General features: G+C 66.5%; 16 protein-coding genes. 9 read left to right on the forward strand and 7 right to left on the reverse strand.

Annotation, left to right across the window (positions count from 1 at the left end):
* Nucleotides 1-227 precede the first annotated feature (227 nt).
* Nucleotides 228-2,138: a glutathione-regulated potassium-efflux system protein KefC gene (kefC, locus tag ACODSU_RS19775; protein ID WP_488844165.1), complete on the forward strand. Its 1,911-nt coding sequence runs from the start codon at nt 228-230 to the stop codon at nt 2,136-2,138.
* A 130-nt stretch (nt 2,139-2,268) separates the two neighbouring features.
* Here the strand turns inward: kefC and ACODSU_RS19780 are convergent, their stop codons facing one another.
* Nucleotides 2,269-2,646: a hypothetical protein gene (locus ACODSU_RS19780; RefSeq protein ID WP_488844167.1), complete on the reverse strand. Its 378-nt coding sequence runs from the start codon at nt 2,644-2,646 to the stop codon at nt 2,269-2,271.
* A gap of 281 nt (nt 2,647-2,927) precedes the next feature.
* On the opposite strand from ACODSU_RS19780, the gene ACODSU_RS19785 reads away from it, so the two are divergent.
* The 7 genes from ACODSU_RS19785 to ACODSU_RS19815 all read left to right on the forward strand — a co-directional run bounded on the left by ACODSU_RS19785 (nt 2,928) and on the right by ACODSU_RS19815 (nt 9,521).
* Nucleotides 2,928-5,111 carry a TonB-dependent siderophore receptor gene (locus tag ACODSU_RS19785; RefSeq protein ID WP_488844169.1) on the forward strand — a complete coding sequence of 728 codons (2,184 nt, stop codon included), beginning with the start codon at nt 2,928-2,930 and terminating at the stop codon, nt 5,109-5,111.
* 32 nt (nt 5,112-5,143) lie between these two features.
* Complete coding sequence (locus ACODSU_RS19790) at nt 5,144-6,274, forward strand: PepSY-associated TM helix domain-containing protein (RefSeq protein ID WP_488844171.1); 1,131 nt, start codon at nt 5,144-5,146, stop codon at nt 6,272-6,274.
* A 47-nt stretch (nt 6,275-6,321) separates the two neighbouring features.
* Nucleotides 6,322-7,155, forward strand: a complete 834-nt coding sequence (locus ACODSU_RS19795) for a hypothetical protein (RefSeq protein WP_488844173.1) — start codon at nt 6,322-6,324, stop codon at nt 7,153-7,155.
* Nucleotides 7,156-7,160: 5 nt separating this feature from the next.
* Nucleotides 7,161-7,523 (forward strand): hypothetical protein, encoded by a 363-nt coding sequence (locus ACODSU_RS19800; RefSeq protein WP_060987553.1) that lies wholly within the window; start codon nt 7,161-7,163, stop codon nt 7,521-7,523.
* Nucleotides 7,524-7,620: 97 nt separating this feature from the next.
* A complete protein-coding gene (locus ACODSU_RS19805; protein WP_309822333.1) occupies nt 7,621-8,268 on the forward strand; it encodes a trimeric intracellular cation channel family protein in 648 nt (215 codons plus the stop codon).
* A gap of 105 nt (nt 8,269-8,373) precedes the next feature.
* Nucleotides 8,374-9,060 carry a transglutaminase-like domain-containing protein gene (locus tag ACODSU_RS19810; protein WP_488844176.1) on the forward strand — a complete coding sequence of 229 codons (687 nt, stop codon included), beginning with the start codon at nt 8,374-8,376 and terminating at the stop codon, nt 9,058-9,060.
* Nucleotides 9,060-9,521: a PaaI family thioesterase gene (locus ACODSU_RS19815; RefSeq protein WP_488844178.1), complete on the forward strand. Its 462-nt coding sequence runs from the start codon at nt 9,060-9,062 to the stop codon at nt 9,519-9,521. The genes ACODSU_RS19810 and ACODSU_RS19815 overlap by 1 nt, the downstream gene beginning before the upstream one ends.
* Before the next feature lie 53 nt (nt 9,522-9,574).
* Here ACODSU_RS19815 and ACODSU_RS19820 read toward each other — a convergent pair whose 3' ends face one another.
* On the reverse strand, nt 9,575-10,462 hold the full coding sequence (locus ACODSU_RS19820) for a LysR substrate-binding domain-containing protein (protein WP_488844180.1): 888 nt from the start codon (nt 10,460-10,462) through the stop codon (nt 9,575-9,577).
* A 132-nt stretch (nt 10,463-10,594) separates the two neighbouring features.
* Here ACODSU_RS19820 and ACODSU_RS19825 point away from each other — a divergent pair, with 132 nt between their 5' ends.
* Nucleotides 10,595-11,197: a short chain dehydrogenase gene (locus ACODSU_RS19825; RefSeq protein WP_488844182.1), complete on the forward strand. Its 603-nt coding sequence runs from the start codon at nt 10,595-10,597 to the stop codon at nt 11,195-11,197.
* Nucleotides 11,198-11,295: 98 nt separating this feature from the next.
* On the opposite strand, the gene ACODSU_RS19830 is transcribed toward ACODSU_RS19825, so the two are convergent.
* The 5 genes from ACODSU_RS19830 to ACODSU_RS19850 all read right to left on the reverse strand — a co-directional run bounded on the left by ACODSU_RS19830 (nt 11,296) and on the right by ACODSU_RS19850 (nt 15,842).
* Nucleotides 11,296-12,309: a Bug family tripartite tricarboxylate transporter substrate binding protein gene (locus ACODSU_RS19830; protein ID WP_488844184.1), complete on the reverse strand. Its 1,014-nt coding sequence runs from the start codon at nt 12,307-12,309 to the stop codon at nt 11,296-11,298.
* 146 nt (nt 12,310-12,455) lie between these two features.
* Nucleotides 12,456-13,199: an SDR family NAD(P)-dependent oxidoreductase gene (locus ACODSU_RS19835; protein ID WP_488844186.1), complete on the reverse strand. Its 744-nt coding sequence runs from the start codon at nt 13,197-13,199 to the stop codon at nt 12,456-12,458.
* Nucleotides 13,196-14,404 (reverse strand): 3-oxoadipyl-CoA thiolase, encoded by a 1,209-nt coding sequence (gene pcaF, locus ACODSU_RS19840; protein ID WP_488844188.1) that lies wholly within the window; start codon nt 14,402-14,404, stop codon nt 13,196-13,198. Before pcaF ends, ACODSU_RS19835 begins: the two co-directional genes overlap by 4 nt.
* Before the next feature lie 44 nt (nt 14,405-14,448).
* Complete coding sequence (locus ACODSU_RS19845) at nt 14,449-15,111, reverse strand: 3-oxoacid CoA-transferase subunit B (RefSeq protein WP_209818328.1); 663 nt, start codon at nt 15,109-15,111, stop codon at nt 14,449-14,451.
* Between the two features lie 29 nt (nt 15,112-15,140).
* A complete protein-coding gene (locus tag ACODSU_RS19850) occupies nt 15,141-15,842 on the reverse strand; it encodes a 3-oxoacid CoA-transferase subunit A (RefSeq protein WP_488844190.1) in 702 nt (233 codons plus the stop codon).
* Nucleotides 15,843-15,934: the final 92 nt, after the last annotated feature.

A 15,934-nucleotide genomic window follows, 5' to 3' on the forward strand; every position in this document is an offset into this window, starting at 1 on the left:
CCGCATCTTAGCAACGCAGGGCCCCCGGCACCATGATCTGCATAAAAACAGGCGCAGGCGCTGGATAATCATGCCCAAATAGCTATCAAATAAATAGCGCCACAGATCCAAACCACGGCAACCGCCCCGACGCCTTGCGGCGGTGCCAGAATCTGCCACACCCGCCCCGCTCCTCGGGGGCGCGGTGTTCTGCCTCCCCACGACGACCCCCAAGCGCACGCCCATCCATGGAACACGCCCCCACCTGGCTCACCTACGGTTTCCTGTACCTCACCGCCGCCGTGCTGGCCGTGCCCATTGCCAAGGCGCTGGGCCTCGGCGCCATCATTGGCTACCTGGCAGCGGGCATCGCCATCGGGCCCTGGGGCCTGGGGCTGGTGAGCAATGTGCAGGACATCCTGCACTTCGCCGAGTTCGGCGTGGTGCTCATGCTGTTCCTGGTCGGGCTGGAGCTGCAACCCAGCCGCCTGTGGGCTCTGCGCCGCCCCATCTTTGGCACCGGCACCGCCCAGGTGCTGGGTTGCGCGGCTGTGCTGTTCGCGCTGGGTGCGCTGGCCGGCCTGCCCTGGCGCGTGAGCCTGGTGGGCGCGCTGGGCCTGGCGCTGTCGTCCACCGCCATTGCGCTGCAATCACTGGCCGAGCGCAACCTGATGCGCACACAAAGCGGCCAGGCCGGCTTCTCGATCCTGCTGTTCCAGGACGTGGCGGCCATCCCCATCCTGGCCCTGCTGCCCGTGCTGGGCGCGGCCGCCGGTGAAGGCGCAGGCCACACCCCGGGCGAGATGGTGCTGGAGGTGCTGAAGATCGTCGGCGTGATCGCCGCCATCATCCTCGGCGGGCGCCTGCTGCTGCGCCCCGTGCTGCGCTGGATCGCCAAGAGCAACACCCCCGAGATCTTCACTGCCGCCGCGCTGCTGCTGGTCGTGGGCATTGCGTACCTGATGGTGCTGGTGGGCCTGTCGATGGCGCTGGGCGCCTTCCTCGCCGGCGTGCTGCTGGCCGACAGCGAATACCGCCGCGAGCTGGAGGCCGACATCGAGCCCTTCAAGGGCCTGCTGCTCGGGCTGTTCTTCATCGCCGTGGGCATGAGCATCGACTTCGGCGTGATCCTGCGCTCGCCCGGGCTCATGGCCGCCATCCTGGTCGGCTTTCTGGCGGCCAAGGCCGTGGTCATCTACGCCCTGGCCAAGGTGGTCGAGATTCCCTACCAGGAGCGCCCTGTCTTCACCCTGCTGCTGGCCCAGGGCGGCGAGTTTGCGTTTGTGGTGTTCCAGGCCGCCGCCGGCGCCAACGTGTTCCCGGCCGAGACTGCCTCGCTGCTGATCGGCGCCGTGGCGCTGTCGATGCTGATCAGCCCGCTGTTGCTGGTGCTGCTGGACCGGGTGCTGCTGCGCCGCTATGCCCAGCTCAAGACCGCCACGCCCCAGGCCGAGGAAATCTCCGAGCCCCAAGAGGCGCCCATCATCATCGCGGGCTTCGGCCGCTACGGGCAGATCGTCTCGCGCGTGCTGCTGGCCCAGGGCATCCCCACCACCGTGCTGGACCACAGCGTGGACATGCTGGAGGTGGCGCGCACCTTTGGCTACCGCGTGTTCTACGGCGACGCCACGCGGCTCGACCTGCTGCGCATAGCCGGGGCCGAACACGCGCGCATCCTGGTGGTGGCCGTGGACGATGCCGAGCAGTCCCTGCAGATCGCCAAGCTGGCGCGCGAACACTTCCCGCACCTGCAGGTCGTGGCCCGCGCACGGGATGTGACCCACTGGAACAAGCTGCGCGACCTGGGCGTGACACTGGTGCAGCGCGAGCTGTTCGAGTCCAGCCTGCAAAGCGCCCACACCGTGCTGGAGCTGATGGGCCTGCCCCCCGCGCAAGCCACCGCCATCACCCAGCGTTTTCGCACCCACAACATCGCGCTGGCCGACCGCATGTACCCGCACCACAAGGACCGCGCCAAGTTCATCGCCGTGGCGCGAGAAGGCCGCAACCAGTTTGCGGAGCAGATGGCGCGGGAGCGGCAGGAGAGTGCGGCGCTGGGTGCGGCCGCTGGTGCATACCCGGGCTACGGCGGACCGGAGGGCGACCCTGACAAGGAAGCCGCCCCGAAGACCAAAATTTCAGACCAAAACAAGTCTTAGCGCTCTTCTGTATTACCTGAATAGCTATCTATTCGATAGCAAACCGCGACACACCCGCCCCGGAGCCAGCGATACCGGCCTCGGCGAGACAGGCCGGTAGAGCGTCAGTACTCGCAATGACTGCAGTCCGCTAGCGCCGGCACAGCGGTGCCACTTCATGGACCCGGCTGTATCCGAACGCAGGCGTCAATGAAATACAGCCAGCCTCAGGGTCACCGCTCGGCACCCATGCCACGATGTCAGAGCTGCCTGGCGCCTGCTTCATGAACTCCCGCATGCGGCCATGCTCATAGGAAGCATTGGCGGGCGATGCGCAAAAAAGCGTGGAGCTGGTGTACTGACGCCCCTCCAAAGCATAAGAAAACTGCACGTCCGGCACCCCCACCCGGTTGCCTCCTCGCGGGTGCGGCTGGGGCACCACCGATGTGAACGTCACTGGCACGGCGTAGAACTTGCACGCCGGCGGAGGGTTGTCCTGGAACAACGCCGTGGCGGTGACCAGAAGCAAGGGACCCAGGATAAGGGCCAGTCCCAGAGCGGCAACAACTCGTCTCACCAGACGTCCTCTCCAAAATCAACAGCCGGGGAGTTTGCCCCACTTCTTTCTTCCGCCAGAAAGACGGACAGCGGGTCACGCATTCCCCGGACGCTACCGCAGCGGAACAGTACCACTCCATCGCAAAAAATAATCATTCGCATTACAATCCACATCGTTCAGCCAGCCAGTGTCTCAGGACATCACGCGAGCCAGTGCACTCCGCGTTTTGTCCACTCTCCAACGGGACCTCCATGTCTTTCCAGCCCTCCTGCGCTGCTCTGGCTTCCAGCGTTGCCCACGCTTTTACATCCTCTGCCCCGTCGATCCGCCGCGCCCGCCTCTTCACCCTGACCCCGCTGGCCCTGTGCCTCGCCCAAGCCGCCTCGGCACAGCAGGCCAGCGCACCCACTGCAGACCCGGCAACGGCCGCCCCCCAGTTACAGGAAGTCCGCATCAACGCCAGCACCGAAAAAGACATGGGCTTTGCGCCCGTCGAGGCGCAAACAGCCAGCAAGGCGCCCATGCGGCGGCTGGAGACGCCGCAGTCGGTCAGCGTGGTCACGCGCGAGCAGATGGAGTCGCGGCAGATCACCAACGTGCAGCAGGCGCTGCAGACGGTGGCGGGCGTGAGCCCCGTCAACTTTGGCCGCCGGGGGTTTGACGACCTCAACATCCGGGGCTTTCGGTCCACCGAATCCATCCTGGTCGATGGGCTGGTGCAAAGCCCGGGCATGTGGGCCAAGCTACAGCCCTATGGCTACGAACGCTTTGAAGTCCTCAAGGGCACGGCGTCGGTGCTCTATGGCCAGGTGCAGCCGGGTGGCATCGTCAATGCGGTGAGCAAGCGACCCAAGAAAGAGGCGCTCAGCGAAGTGGGTGTGGAGGTGGGCAGCTTTGGCCAGCGCACGCTGCAGGCCGATATCAACCGACCGCTGTCCGAATCCGGCAAGACGGCGCTGCGCATCAACGCACAGGTGTCCAACGCCGACGACCCCACGCAGTTCGTCTACCGCAAGGACCGGTGGTTTGCACCCTCGCTCTCCATCGACCTGGGCGCGCAGACCGACCTGGTGCTTTTTGCCACCTACAGCCAGAGCGAATGGATGCGCCAGCAGGGCATCACGCCCTACGGCACGCTGCTGCCCAACCGCAATGGAACCCTGTCCCGCACCATGTTCACGGGCGACCCGAGTTTTGGCGTGTATGACGTGGAGAGCACCACGGTGGGCTACGCGCTGGAGCATCGCCTGTCGGATGCCATGACGTTCCGCCAGAACGTGCGCTACGAAACCGAAAAGGGCACGGGCAACTTCGTTTCCAACCAGGCGCTGCAGGCCAACCAGCGGCTGCAGAACCGCCAGGCCTCGCGCCAGTACATGGACTACGACCTGCTGGCCACCGACACCTCGCTGCTGTCGCGCTTTGAAGCGCTGGGCGTGAAGCACCAGTTGGTCACGGGCCTGGATGTGCGCAGCGGCACCAGCCTGCTGGCCAGCCGCACCTGCCGCATCGGCGCACTCGACCTGTTCGCGCCGGTGTATGGCATGCAGGCCACCTGCCCCGAGGCACTGACCAGCGATGCGCCTTCCAAGCTCACTGTGGCCGGACTGTATGCGCAGGACCAGATCAAGTTCGGCCAGGGCTGGACGGCCCTGGTGGGCCTGCGCCGCGACTGGTCCACCAATGACACCAACAATCGCGTGGCCAACACGCAGACGCGGCAGAAGGACAGCGCCACCACGCTGTCTGCCGGGCTGGTGTACGAGTTCAAGCCCGGCTGGGCCGCGTATGGCAGCTATGGCGAATCGTTCCTGCCCCAGTCGGGCCTGACCTTTGCGGGATCGAACTTCGTGCCCGAAACCGGCAAGCAGTGGGAGGCGGGCGTGAAGTACGAGTCGCCGAACGGCCAGATCACCGGCGCGCTCGCGGTCTTTGATCTGGTGCGCGAAAACGTGACCACGGCCGACCCGGTGAACACGGGCTTCAGCGTGCAAACCGGCGAGCAGCGCGCACGCGGGCTGGAGCTGGAGCTGGGCGCGGACCTGAAGAACGGCTGGAAGCTGACCAGCGCCTACACCTACACACAGACCCAGGTCACGCGCGACAACAACGCCGCCATCGTGGGCCTGCCACTCAACCTCACGCCGCGCCACACACTCACGGCCTGGGCCACCTACAAGCTGCCGCAGTACCCGCACGTGACGCTGGGCGTGGGCGGGCGCTATGTGAGCGAGCAGATCGGCTCCTACCCGTTCACGCTGCCGTCGTACTTTGTGGCCGATGCGTCCATCAGCTACGTGGGTGAGAACTACCGCATCACGGCGGGGGTGAAGAACCTGTTCGACAAGGCGTACTACGACGGCGCGATCAACGCCAACGTGGTGTCGCCCTCGCTGCCGCGCAACTTCAGCCTGGGCGTGACCTACTTCTTCTGACGCACAGCCCCACCCCTTGATGCCCGCACGCCATGACGAGCCAGCGCACACTCAACCGCCTGTTCACCCTGCACTCCTGGGCGGGCATCGTCACGGGGCTGCTGATGTTCATCGTGTGCTTCTCGGGCGCGGTGGTGGTTTTCAAGAACGAAATCGACCTGTGGGCCAACCCGTCGCTGGCGCAGCTGCCGCGCGCTGAGAAGCCCGCCCCGCTCGACGCGGTGCTGGCGCAGCTACACACCCACTACCCCGGCGCGACGGTGGAAACCATTGCGCTGCCCGATGCGGTCAACCCGAGCTACTTCGCTTTTGTGCGCGAGCGCGGCGCCCCGGCCAACACGCGCACCAAGGTGGCCTTGCGCTCCGACACCGGCACGGTGGTCGGCCCGGTGGACAGCCAGCTCGGCCAGTACCTGCGCATGCTGCATGTGTTTTTGTTCTTCGGGCCGCGCTGGATCGTGGGGTTCCTCGGCGTGGCGATGCTGGTGCTGATTGCCACGGGCATCGTCATCCACCGCAAGATCCTGGCCGAGCTGTTCACCCAGCGCTGGGGCCGCAGCTTTCGCGTGGTGATGTCGGACCTGCACAAGTCTGCGGGCATCTGGGGGCTCGGCTTTCACATCCTGATCGCAGCCACAGGCGCATGGATGGGGCTGGCGCCGCTGTTTGAACAGGGCTTCAAGTACGTGACCACCACCAGCACCGAAGCGGCAGCCCCCAAACCCGCGCGCAAGGCCGAGGGCAGCGAGTCGCTGGATGCGATGTATGCCACTGCCCAGCAGGCCGTGCCGGGGCTGGAGGCGCGCTATGTGTCGCTGCGCCGCTGGGGCACTAGCACCGCAGAAGCCAGCTTCACCGGCAACCTGCAGAACCACCTGGCCAGCACCGCGCGGGTGGACATCCTCGCGGCCACCGGCGTGCCGAAAAAGGTGCACGACCCGCGCACGGCAGGTTTCTGGTCGCTGGTCAATGGGCTCATGGAGCCGCTGCACTTTGGCGACTTTGGCGGGCTGGCGCTCAAGTGGCTGTATTTCTTGCTAGGCATGACGCCCGCGTTTTTGTCAATCTCGGGCACGCTGATCTGGCTGGACGCACGCCAGCAGCGCAGGCGCGAGGCCGACGCTGCACAGCCAGCCGCTGAAGAGGTTGCGGCAGCGGGCTGACCTGCTTTACCCCATCGCTCACGTCTCTTTTTTTCAACCGCTCTGCCATGCACCGCTTCTATCTGGCCCAGCACGCCACCATGCCCGCCGCACTCGCCGTGGTGGTGCTGGTGCATCTGTGGGGGCCACCGGGCCTGGCCCCGCTGGCGCAGCGGCCCGTGTGGACCGTGTGGGTGCTCATCGGCGTGTGGCTGTTGTTGTCGGCCCTGGCCGCATGGGCGCTGCGCACGCTGACGCTGTGGCGGGTGGCGCTGGGGGGCGCGGGCGCGCTGCTGGCTGTGGCGGGCCTTGCCGGGCTGGCGCTGGGCAGCGCACAAGGCCCGGCGATGTTGATCAGCCTGGGCGTTGTGGGCTTGGGCTGCGGCGCCATTGCGGCTTTTGTGGGGCCGGGGCGCGTGCAAGCGCCCCGGCGCAAATCCGCACGTCACGCCGTGGCCTCCGCAGGCGCGGCAACGCGGGCACCCGCAGTGCCCCTGCGTCGGCATCTGAGTGGCTTGGGCCGCTGGCTGGCCCCCGCCCATGGTCCGTTTTGGTTGAGCGGCGTGCTGGCGGTGGAGTCGTTCCGGCTGGCGCACATCGTGGCCACCGAGCCCGCGCGCTCGTCGGGCATGCTGGGCCTGCTGATCGCCTTTTTTGTGGCCCTGCCCGCTGCCACGCTGCGCCATTGGGCGCCCCGCACTTCCATAGGGCTGTGGGTATTGGCCGTGCTGGCCTACGGTGGTCTGGCGGCCAAGGCCGGGCTGTGGCAGTGGGCGGCGGCAGCGGGGCTGTGCGTGCTGGCCGCTGCGGTGCCCCTGGTGCGGAAGCGGGGCCGGGTGGTACACCCATCGCGCATCTCGCGCAGCCTGCCCAGCCACGCCGCTGAACTCCACCGCACGTAGATCACATGAACCCGGAACTCATGGCCGCCAGTGCCGCGCTGGCTTCGCTGATGGCGCTGACGCACTGGGCGCAGTGCGTAGCCACACGCGCCTGGGGCGATGGCGTCCAGGGGCTGGCGCGCAAGCGCGCCTGGGCAACTGCACTGGTCACGCTGGTGCTGCAGACCGTGACCGCCGTGGCGGCAGCGGGGCCCGCAGCAGGCGCGGCACTGGTGGTGTCGGCATGGATGGTGCTGGGCTGGCTGCTGGTGCTGGGCATGAACCAGTGGCCAGCGGTGGCGCGGCGCTGGGCAATGCGGCTGGGGGCTTTGGGGTGTTCGGGGTGTGTGGTGGCGCTGGGCGTTGTGGGGCTGCGTACCGTGGGTTGAACCAGCCTTTTAGTCCCGAAAAGGCCGCAAGTGCACAACTATCATGCGCATTCAGCTATCTATTCAATAGCATATTCCGCACGGCACAATCCCGGGCATGGACCCATCCCTGCTCAACGCCCCCTGGGTGAACACCTTGCGTCTCGTTCTGGAGGTGGCCGCCACCGTGGCGTTCGCACTGTCGGGCGTGATGGCCGCCGCGCGCAAGCGGCTGGATGCCGTGGGCGTGTGTGTGGTGGCCTTTGTGGCAGCGTTCGGCGGGGGCACGCTGCGCGACCTGTTGCTGGACCAGCGGCCCTTCTTCTGGATCCGCCACACCGAGTTTGTGTGGGGCATTCTGGCGCTGTGCATTGGCGCCATGCTGTTCATGCGCCAGCGGCACTTTGAGCCCACCGAACGCGCCATGCTGCTGCCCGACGCCATCGGCCTGGGCCTGTTTGCCGCTGTAGGCGTGGACATTGCCACCGCCATTGGCATGCCGCCCATCATCATCGTGATGATGGGCGTGACCACCGGCGTGTTTGGCGGTGTGCTGCGCGACGTGCTGTGCAACGAGGTGCCCCAGGCCTTCAGCGACCACCGCCCCTATGCGCTGTGCGCGTTTGCGGGCGGCTGGGCAGACGTGGCCCTGCGCCAGATGCAGGCTCCCGACTGGGCGCCGCTGGTAGTCTGCGTGCTGCTCACCGCCGGGCTGCGCGGGCTGGCGGTGTGGCGCAACTGGGAGCTGCCTGCGTGGCGGGTGTGATGGGGGCATCGGCCCCCTCCCGCGCAGGGCTGGCGCGCCTGTGACAGCATCGGGTGCCCGAGGCCCGCACACTGGCCTCCGTCCGACTGCAGGAGACACACAACAATGACCAACGCACCCACGCCCACCCACCTGCGTGCCACGGCCCTCATCGACAGCGACGCACCTTCGATCCAGGCCTTTGCCGCCGAACACGCGCGTGGCGCTACCGACCGCGAACGCGCGGTGGCCCTGTACCTGGCCGTGCGCGATGGTTTCCGCTACGACCCCTACCGCATCGACCTGTCGCCCCAGGGCATGAAAGCCAGCAGCGTGCTGGCCAATGGCTACGGCTGGTGCGTGCCCAAGGCCGCGCTGCTCACCGCTGTGTGCCGCGCAGCGGGCATCCCCGCGCGCATGGGCTTTGCCGACGTGCGCAACCACCTCAGCACCGAGCGCATGCGCGAGACCATGAAGACCGACCTCTTCATCTGGCACGGCTACACCGACATCTGGCTCGATGGCGCTTGGCGCAAGGCCACACCCGCGTTCAACATCGAGCTGTGTGAGCGCTTTGGCCTGCTGCCGCTGGAGTTCGACGGCGAGAACGATTCCATCTACCACCCGTTCGACAAATCCGGCGCACGCCACATGGAATACGTGCACCAGCGCGGCGCGTTTGACGACCTGCCGCTCGCGCAGATCGTGGCGGACTTTCGCACGGTGTACAGCGGCTGGCTGCAGGGCGACGCCACGCGCAGCAGTCTGCAGGACGCCAGTTTTGCCAACGACATTGAAAAGGAAGCCCGCTGATGACCCACGCCCCCGAGAACACCACCGCCGCCCCCCTTCCCGAGGGCTTTGCCCCGCTGGTGGCGGGCGGCCCTTACATCAAGCACAACGGTCCGCTGTATGTGCTGCACCAGGGCAAAGTGGTGAAGTTCGGCTTTCGCGTGGAGCCGCGCCACACCAACCCCATGGGCAACCTACACGGCGGCATGATGGCCACCTTTTGCGACATGCTGGTGCCCCTGTCGGTGCACCGCAAAAGCGACCAGGTGTCAAACCGCTTCCTGCCCACCATCAGCCTGCAGATCGACTACCTGGCCCCTGCCCCGCTGGGTGCCTGGGTGGAGGGCGAGGCAGAGCCGCTGCGCATCACGCGCTCGCTGGTGTTTGCACAGGGCCTGGTCACCGCCGACGGCGTGCCGTGTGCGCGGGTGAGCGGGGTGTTCAAGATCGGGCCTGAGGTGCCCAGCAACGCGGTGGAGTGAGCGGCCCTGGGCAGCAAGCCCAAGGCCCAAGCGCGCAAACTGATCCGCACCGCTCAGGCGGTGCCCAGCGCAGTCACCACAAACTCCACAAACCGCGCCAGCTTGGGCAGTTGCCGCCGGTCGGGCGCATACACCAGATGCACCGGGCGCGGCACGGGCAAGCAGTGCTGCATCACCGGCACCAGCGCACCGCTGGCCAGGTCGTCGGACAATAGCACTTCGGGCTGCATGATGAGGCCCAGGCCGCGCAGCGCCGCCTGGCGCAGGCCGTCGCCCTGGTTGCATACAAAGCGCGCGTTCTCGGGCCAGAAAAACTCCTCCTTGCCGTCGCGCAGCGTCCATTCCACCCGGCGCTGCCACACCGAGTGGCTCAGGCACTGATGGCGCACCAGGTCGGCCGCGCGTTCGGGCGTGCCGTGGCGCTGCAGGTAAACGGGTGCGGCGGCAATCACCATGCGGTAGGGGCGCAGCGGGCGCGCTACCAGGCCCTCGTTCACCACCTGGCCAATGCGCACGGCCACGTCGAAGCCCTCGCCTGCCAGATCCACCACGCTGTCGGTCAGCTGCAGGTCCACACGCACCTGGTCGTGGCGCTGCAGAAAGTCGGCCACCAGCGGCGCGATCACGTGGTTGCCCAGCGTGAAGGGCGCACTCACCCGCAGCAGGCCCTGCGGCACGGCGCGGCTGCGCTCTACTGCGGACTCGGCCCAGCGTACCTGCTCCAGCACGCGTTTGCTGTCTTCGTAGAACGCGGCGCCCACCTCGGTCAGGCTGTTCTGGCGGGTGCTGCGCTGGAACAGGCGGGCGCCCAGGTGGGCTTCGAGCTGCTGGATGTGTTTGCCCACCATCACGGCCGATATCTGCAGCTGGCGCGCCGCAGCGGCAAAGCTGCCCGCCTCCACCACCGCCACCATGACTTCCATGTTGCGCAGCTTGTCCATGGCAACCCCCTCAATTACTAATCAATAGTTAGTTCAAGCATAACTTGAAGGCACTTTATACACTGATTGATTAGCAAAAGAATCGGGTTGTCAGTTCCTCATCAACCCCTTTTGACACCAAAGGAAAACACCATGTCCAAGATTCTTCTCATCGGCGCCAGCGGCACCATCGGCCAGGCTGTGCTGGCCAACCTGGGCGCACGCCACGACGTGATCACCGTGGGCCGCAGCAGCGGCACACACCGCGCAGACTTCTCACAGCCAGGCGCGGTCGCCCAACTGTTCGAGGCGGTGGGCAAGGTGGATGCCATCGTGAGCACGGCGGGCAACCTGCACTTTGGCCCGCTGGCAGAGATGACGGCCGAGCAGTTCAACATCGGCCTGCAAGACAAGCTGCTGGGCCAAGTTCAGCTGGCACTGGTGGGCCAGAAATACCTGAACGATGGCGGCTCCATCACGCTCACGGCGGGCATCCTGTCGGTCGAGCCCATCCGCAACGGCGCCAGCGCCACGGCCGTGAACGCGGCCATCGAAGGCTTTGTGGCCGCCGCAGCCATCGAGCTGCCGCGCAGCCTGCGCATCAACGCCATCAGCCCCACGGTGCTGGCCGAGTCGATGGGCAGCTACGGGCCGTTCTTCCCGGGGTTCGAGCCAGTGCCCGCTGCGCGCGTGGCGCTGGCCTACCAGCGCAGCGTGGAAGGTGCGCAGACGGGGCGTGTGTACCGGGTGCAGTAAGCCCGGCTGCCTGGTATAAAACAAAAATAGCTGCTACCGCCTGTAGTACATGCGGTAGCAGCTATCAATTTGGTAGCTACGAAGAATCTCGGCTTTGCTTAGTCCAGGCTCGCCCCAGATTCCTTCACGACCTTGCCCCACTTCACCGACTCGGCCTGGATGAAGGCAGCAAACTGCTCGGGCGTTTCGCTGTAAGTCTCGGCGCCCTGTTCGTTGATTTTCTTCTTCACATCGGCCTGGTTCAGCACCTTGACCAATGCGCTGTTGAGTTTGGCCAGCACTGGCGCAGGCGTGCCCGCAGGTGCAAACATGCCGAACCACGACGTGGCTTCATAGCCGGGCACACCGGCTTCGGCGATGGTCGGCACGTTGGGCAGCTCGGGCGAGCGCTTGGCGGTGGTCACGGCAATGGGCACCAGCTTGCCGCTGCGCACATGCTGGATGGCCGAGGGCATGTTGTCGAACATGATGCCGATCTGGTTGCCCAGCAGGTCGGTGACGGCCGGGGCGCTGCCCTTGTAGGGCACATGCACCATGTCCACCTTGGCAAGGCTCTTGAACAGCTCGCCCGACAGGTGGATAGAGCTGCCGTTGCCCGACGAGCCAAAGTTGACCTTGCCGGGGTTGGCCTTGGCGTAGGCGATCAGTTCCTTCACCGTCTTGTAGGGCTGAGCGGGGTTGGCCACCAGCAGGTTGGGCACATTGGCCACGCGCGTCAGCGGCGCAAAGTCCTTGATGGGGTCAAATGGCATCTTCTTGTACAGGCTGGCGTTGATGGCGTGGGTGCCCACGGTGCCCATGAACAGGGTGTAGCCATCCGCCGGGGCCTTGGCCGCCATGGCGCCGCCGATGTTGCCGCCCGCGCCCGCGCGGTTGTCCACGATGACCGACTGGCCCAGCTCGGTGGTCAGCGCCTGGCCGATGATGCGGGCCAGGATGTCGGTGGTGCCGCCTGCGGCAAAGGGCACGACGATGGTGACGGGCTTGCTCGGGTAGGCCTGGGCCAGTGCAGCGCTGCCGCCCAGTAGGCCAGCACCAGCGATAGCGGCAATGCCCGCGCAGGCTGCAGCCGACAGCGCGAAGCGGCGGGTGGTGTGGATGGAACGGGTCATGGTTTGTCTCCTTCAAGAAGGTGGATGAAAGGGGTCTCACGGACGCGGCATCCGGCCGCGCCGTGGCCTCAACCGGGCGCCGAGGCCTCCGGGCGAGAGCAGGGGTGCGCCCGTTGCAGGGCGGCAGGGAAGATCAGTTCAGATTGCTAAACAGGCGCCACTCCCAGCGTGGTGCCGCCGCACACGTACAACACCTGCCCGGTCACGAAGCCGTTGTCGGGCGAGAGGAAAAACAGCGCCGCGCGCGCCACGTCGTCGGGCGTGCCCATGCGGCCCACGGCGATGCTGTTCAGGATGCGCTGCGTCTGCGGCGCTCCGTCGGGGTTGCTCTGGCGGAAGAGTTCGGTGGCAATGGGGCCGGGGCCAATCGCGTTGACCGTGATGCCGTCGCGCCCCAGCTCCATGGCCAGCGTGCGCGTCATGCCGATCATCCCGGCCTTCGTGGCTGAATACACGATGCGCTCGCCCTTGCCAAGTGCAGCACGCGACGACATGTTGACGATACGGCCCTGGCCGCAGGCGCGCAGCGTGGGCAAAAAGGCTTGCACCAGCAGCATGGGCGCGCGCAGGTGCAGGCCCACCACGTCATCCAGCTGCGCGGTGGTCGCGGTGTCGATGGTGCCGGGGCGCGTGGCGCCCGCGTTGTTTACCAGCGCCGTGACGTTGTGCTTGGCCGCAATCTCGGCCGCACGTTCGCGGGTCGATGCCTCGTCGGTCAGGTCGCCCTGGTACGAGGTGAGTTGCGGGTGGCTCCAGGTGGGCAGCACGTAGTCCAGGTTGACCACGGCGTGGCCCTGGGCCAGCACGGCTTCGGCAATCGCGCGGCCGATGCCGTTGCTGGCACCGGTGATAACAGTGACCGGTCTGGGGTTGCGCTCGATTGCGGTCACACGCGCTCCAGAATCACGGCAATGCCCTGGCCCACGCCGATGCACATGGTGCACAGCGCGTACTTCCCGGCGTGTTCGTGCAGGCGGTTGACGGCGGTGGTGACCAGGCGCGCGCCGCTGGCGCCCAGCGGGTGGCCCAGCGCAATGGCGCCGCCCCAGGCGTTCACGCGCGCGTCGTCGTCCTTGATGCCCAGCGCGCGCAGCACGGCCAGGCCTTGCGCGGCAAAGGCTTCGTTCAGTTCGATCACATCCATGTGGTCGATGGTCAGGCCCGTCTGCGCCAGCACCTTCAGCGTGGCGGGCGTGGGGCCAAAGCCCATGATGCGCGGCGCCACACCGGCCACGGCCATGCCCACCACGCGGGCGCGGGGCTTGAGGCCGTACTTGGCGGCGTTGGCTTCATCGGCCAGCAGCAGCGCGCAGGCGCCGTCGTTCACACCACTGGCGTTGCCCGCCGTCACCGTGCCATCGGGCCGCACCACGCCCTTGAGCTTGGCCAGCGCTTCCAGGCTGGTCTCGCGGGGGTGTTCGTCCTGGCTGACGACGATGGCGTCGCCCTTCTTTTGCGGGATGTGCACGGGCACGATCTCGCGCGCGAGGTGCCCAGCCTTGATGGCGGCCACGGCGTTGAGCTGGCTGCGCAAGGCCATCTGGTCCTGGGCTTCTCGCTCGATCTTGAAGTCCGTCGCCACGTTCTCGGCGGTTTCGGGCATGGAGTCCACGCCGTACTTTTCCTTCATCAGCTTGTTGATGAAGCGCCAGCCGATGGTGGTGTCGTACACCGCATTGTTGCGGCTGAAGGCACTCTCGGCCTTGGGCATGACGAAAGGCGCGCGGCTCATGCTTTCCACGCCGCCGGCAATCATCAGGCCCGCCTCGCCCGCCTTGATGGCACGCGCTGCGGTGCCCACGGCGTCGAGCCCCGAGCCACACAGGCGGTTGATGGTGGCGCCGGGCACGTCGATGGGCAGGCCCGCGAGCAGGCTGCTCATGTGGGCCACGTTGCGGTTGTCTTCACCAGCCTGGTTGGCGCAGCCGTAGAGCACGTCGGTCACCGCCGCCCAGTCCACGCCGGGGTTGCGCTCCATCAGCGCCTTGATGGGAATGGCGCCCAGGTCGTCGGTGCGCACGCTGGAGAGCGCGCCGCCGTAGCGGCCGAAGGGGGTGCGGATGGCGTCGCAGATGAAGGCTTGGCGGGTCGTCATGGCTTTTTGTCTCCTCGGTTCTCGGTTGGGTTTGATAGGTGCGGTCAGGCCGCCGTGGTCTGCGGGGCCCGGATGGGCAGGCCCACCAGCTGCTCCAGCTCGGCCAGCGATAGGCCTGGCACGGTGTCGATGAGCTGCAGCCCGGCGGGCGTGCAGGCCAGTGTGCACAGATCGGTGTAGATGCGCTTCACGCAGGCGACACCGGTGAGCGGGTAGCTGCATTGCGTGACGATCTTGCTCGCGCCCTGCTTGGTCAGCAGGTCCATCATCACCCAGGTCTGCTTGGCTCCAATCGCCAGGTCCATCGCGCCGCCCACGGCGGGGATGGCGCCGGGCTCGCCCGTGCTCCAGTTGGCCAGGTCGCCCGTGGCCGACACCTGGAACGCGCCCAGCACGCAGATGTCCAAGTGCCCGCCCCGCATCATGGCAAAGCTGTCGGCGTGGTGGAAGTACGCGCCGCCGGGCAGCAAGGTCACGGGCTGCTTGCCCGCGTTAATGAGGTCGTAATCCTCCAGTCCCGCAGCGGGCGCCGGGCCCATGCCTAGGATGCCGTTTTCGCTTTGCAGAATGACCTCGCGGCCCTCGGGGATGTGGTTGGCCACCAGGGTCGGCTGGCCGATGCCCAGGTTGACATAGGCGCCGTCGTGGATGTCTTGCGCCACGCGTTTCGCCAACTCGTCCTTACTACGCTTTTGATAGCTGCTCATGCTTATTCTTTCTGCGCTTGCGGCCAATATCACGCGGATTTCTTGAATCCGCCCGCCTGCGTGGCCGTGCGGTCGATCTTCACGACATGCGTGACGTAGATGCCGGGAGTGACGATGGCCTCCGGGTCCAGCGCGCCCAGCTCCACCACCTCATGCACGGTGGCAATCGTGGTCTTGGCAGCCGTGGCCATCACGGGGCCAAAGTTGCGCGCCGACATGCGGTAGGTGAGGCTGCCCCAGCGGTCGCCCTTTTCCGCCTTGATCAGGGCCACGTCGCCGTGGATGGGGTACTCCAGCACGTAGTGTTTGCCATTGATCTCGCGCGTCTCCTTGCCCGCCGCCAATTCAGTGCCGTAGGCCGTCGGGCAGAAGAAAGCGCCAATGCCCGCGCCCGCAGCGCGCAGGCGCTCGGCCAGATTGCCCTGGGGCACGAGTTCGAGTTCGAGCTTGCCGCTGCGGTACAGCTCGTCGAACACATAGCTGTCGACCTGGCGCGGAAAGCTGCAGATGATCTTGCGCACCTGCCCGGCCTTGAGCAGGGCGGCCAGGCCCTGGTCGGCATTGCCCGCGTTGTTGTTGACCACGGTGAGGTCGCGTGCGCCCTGGGCGATGAGGCCGTCGATCAGCTCACCCGGAATGCCGGCCGTGCCGAACCCCCCTATCAACACCGTGGCACCATCCTTCACCCCCGCAAGGGCCTGGGCCACCGAGTCCGCCAGTTTGTTGATCATTGCAGCGCTTTCTTGGTTTGCTTGTTTGTTGTCTCGTCTCTCTGAAATTTGTTCGTATATAGAACAAATGTTCGCTTAAAGAATTATAGTTG

Source organism: Acidovorax sp. FG48 (assembly GCF_057809085.1).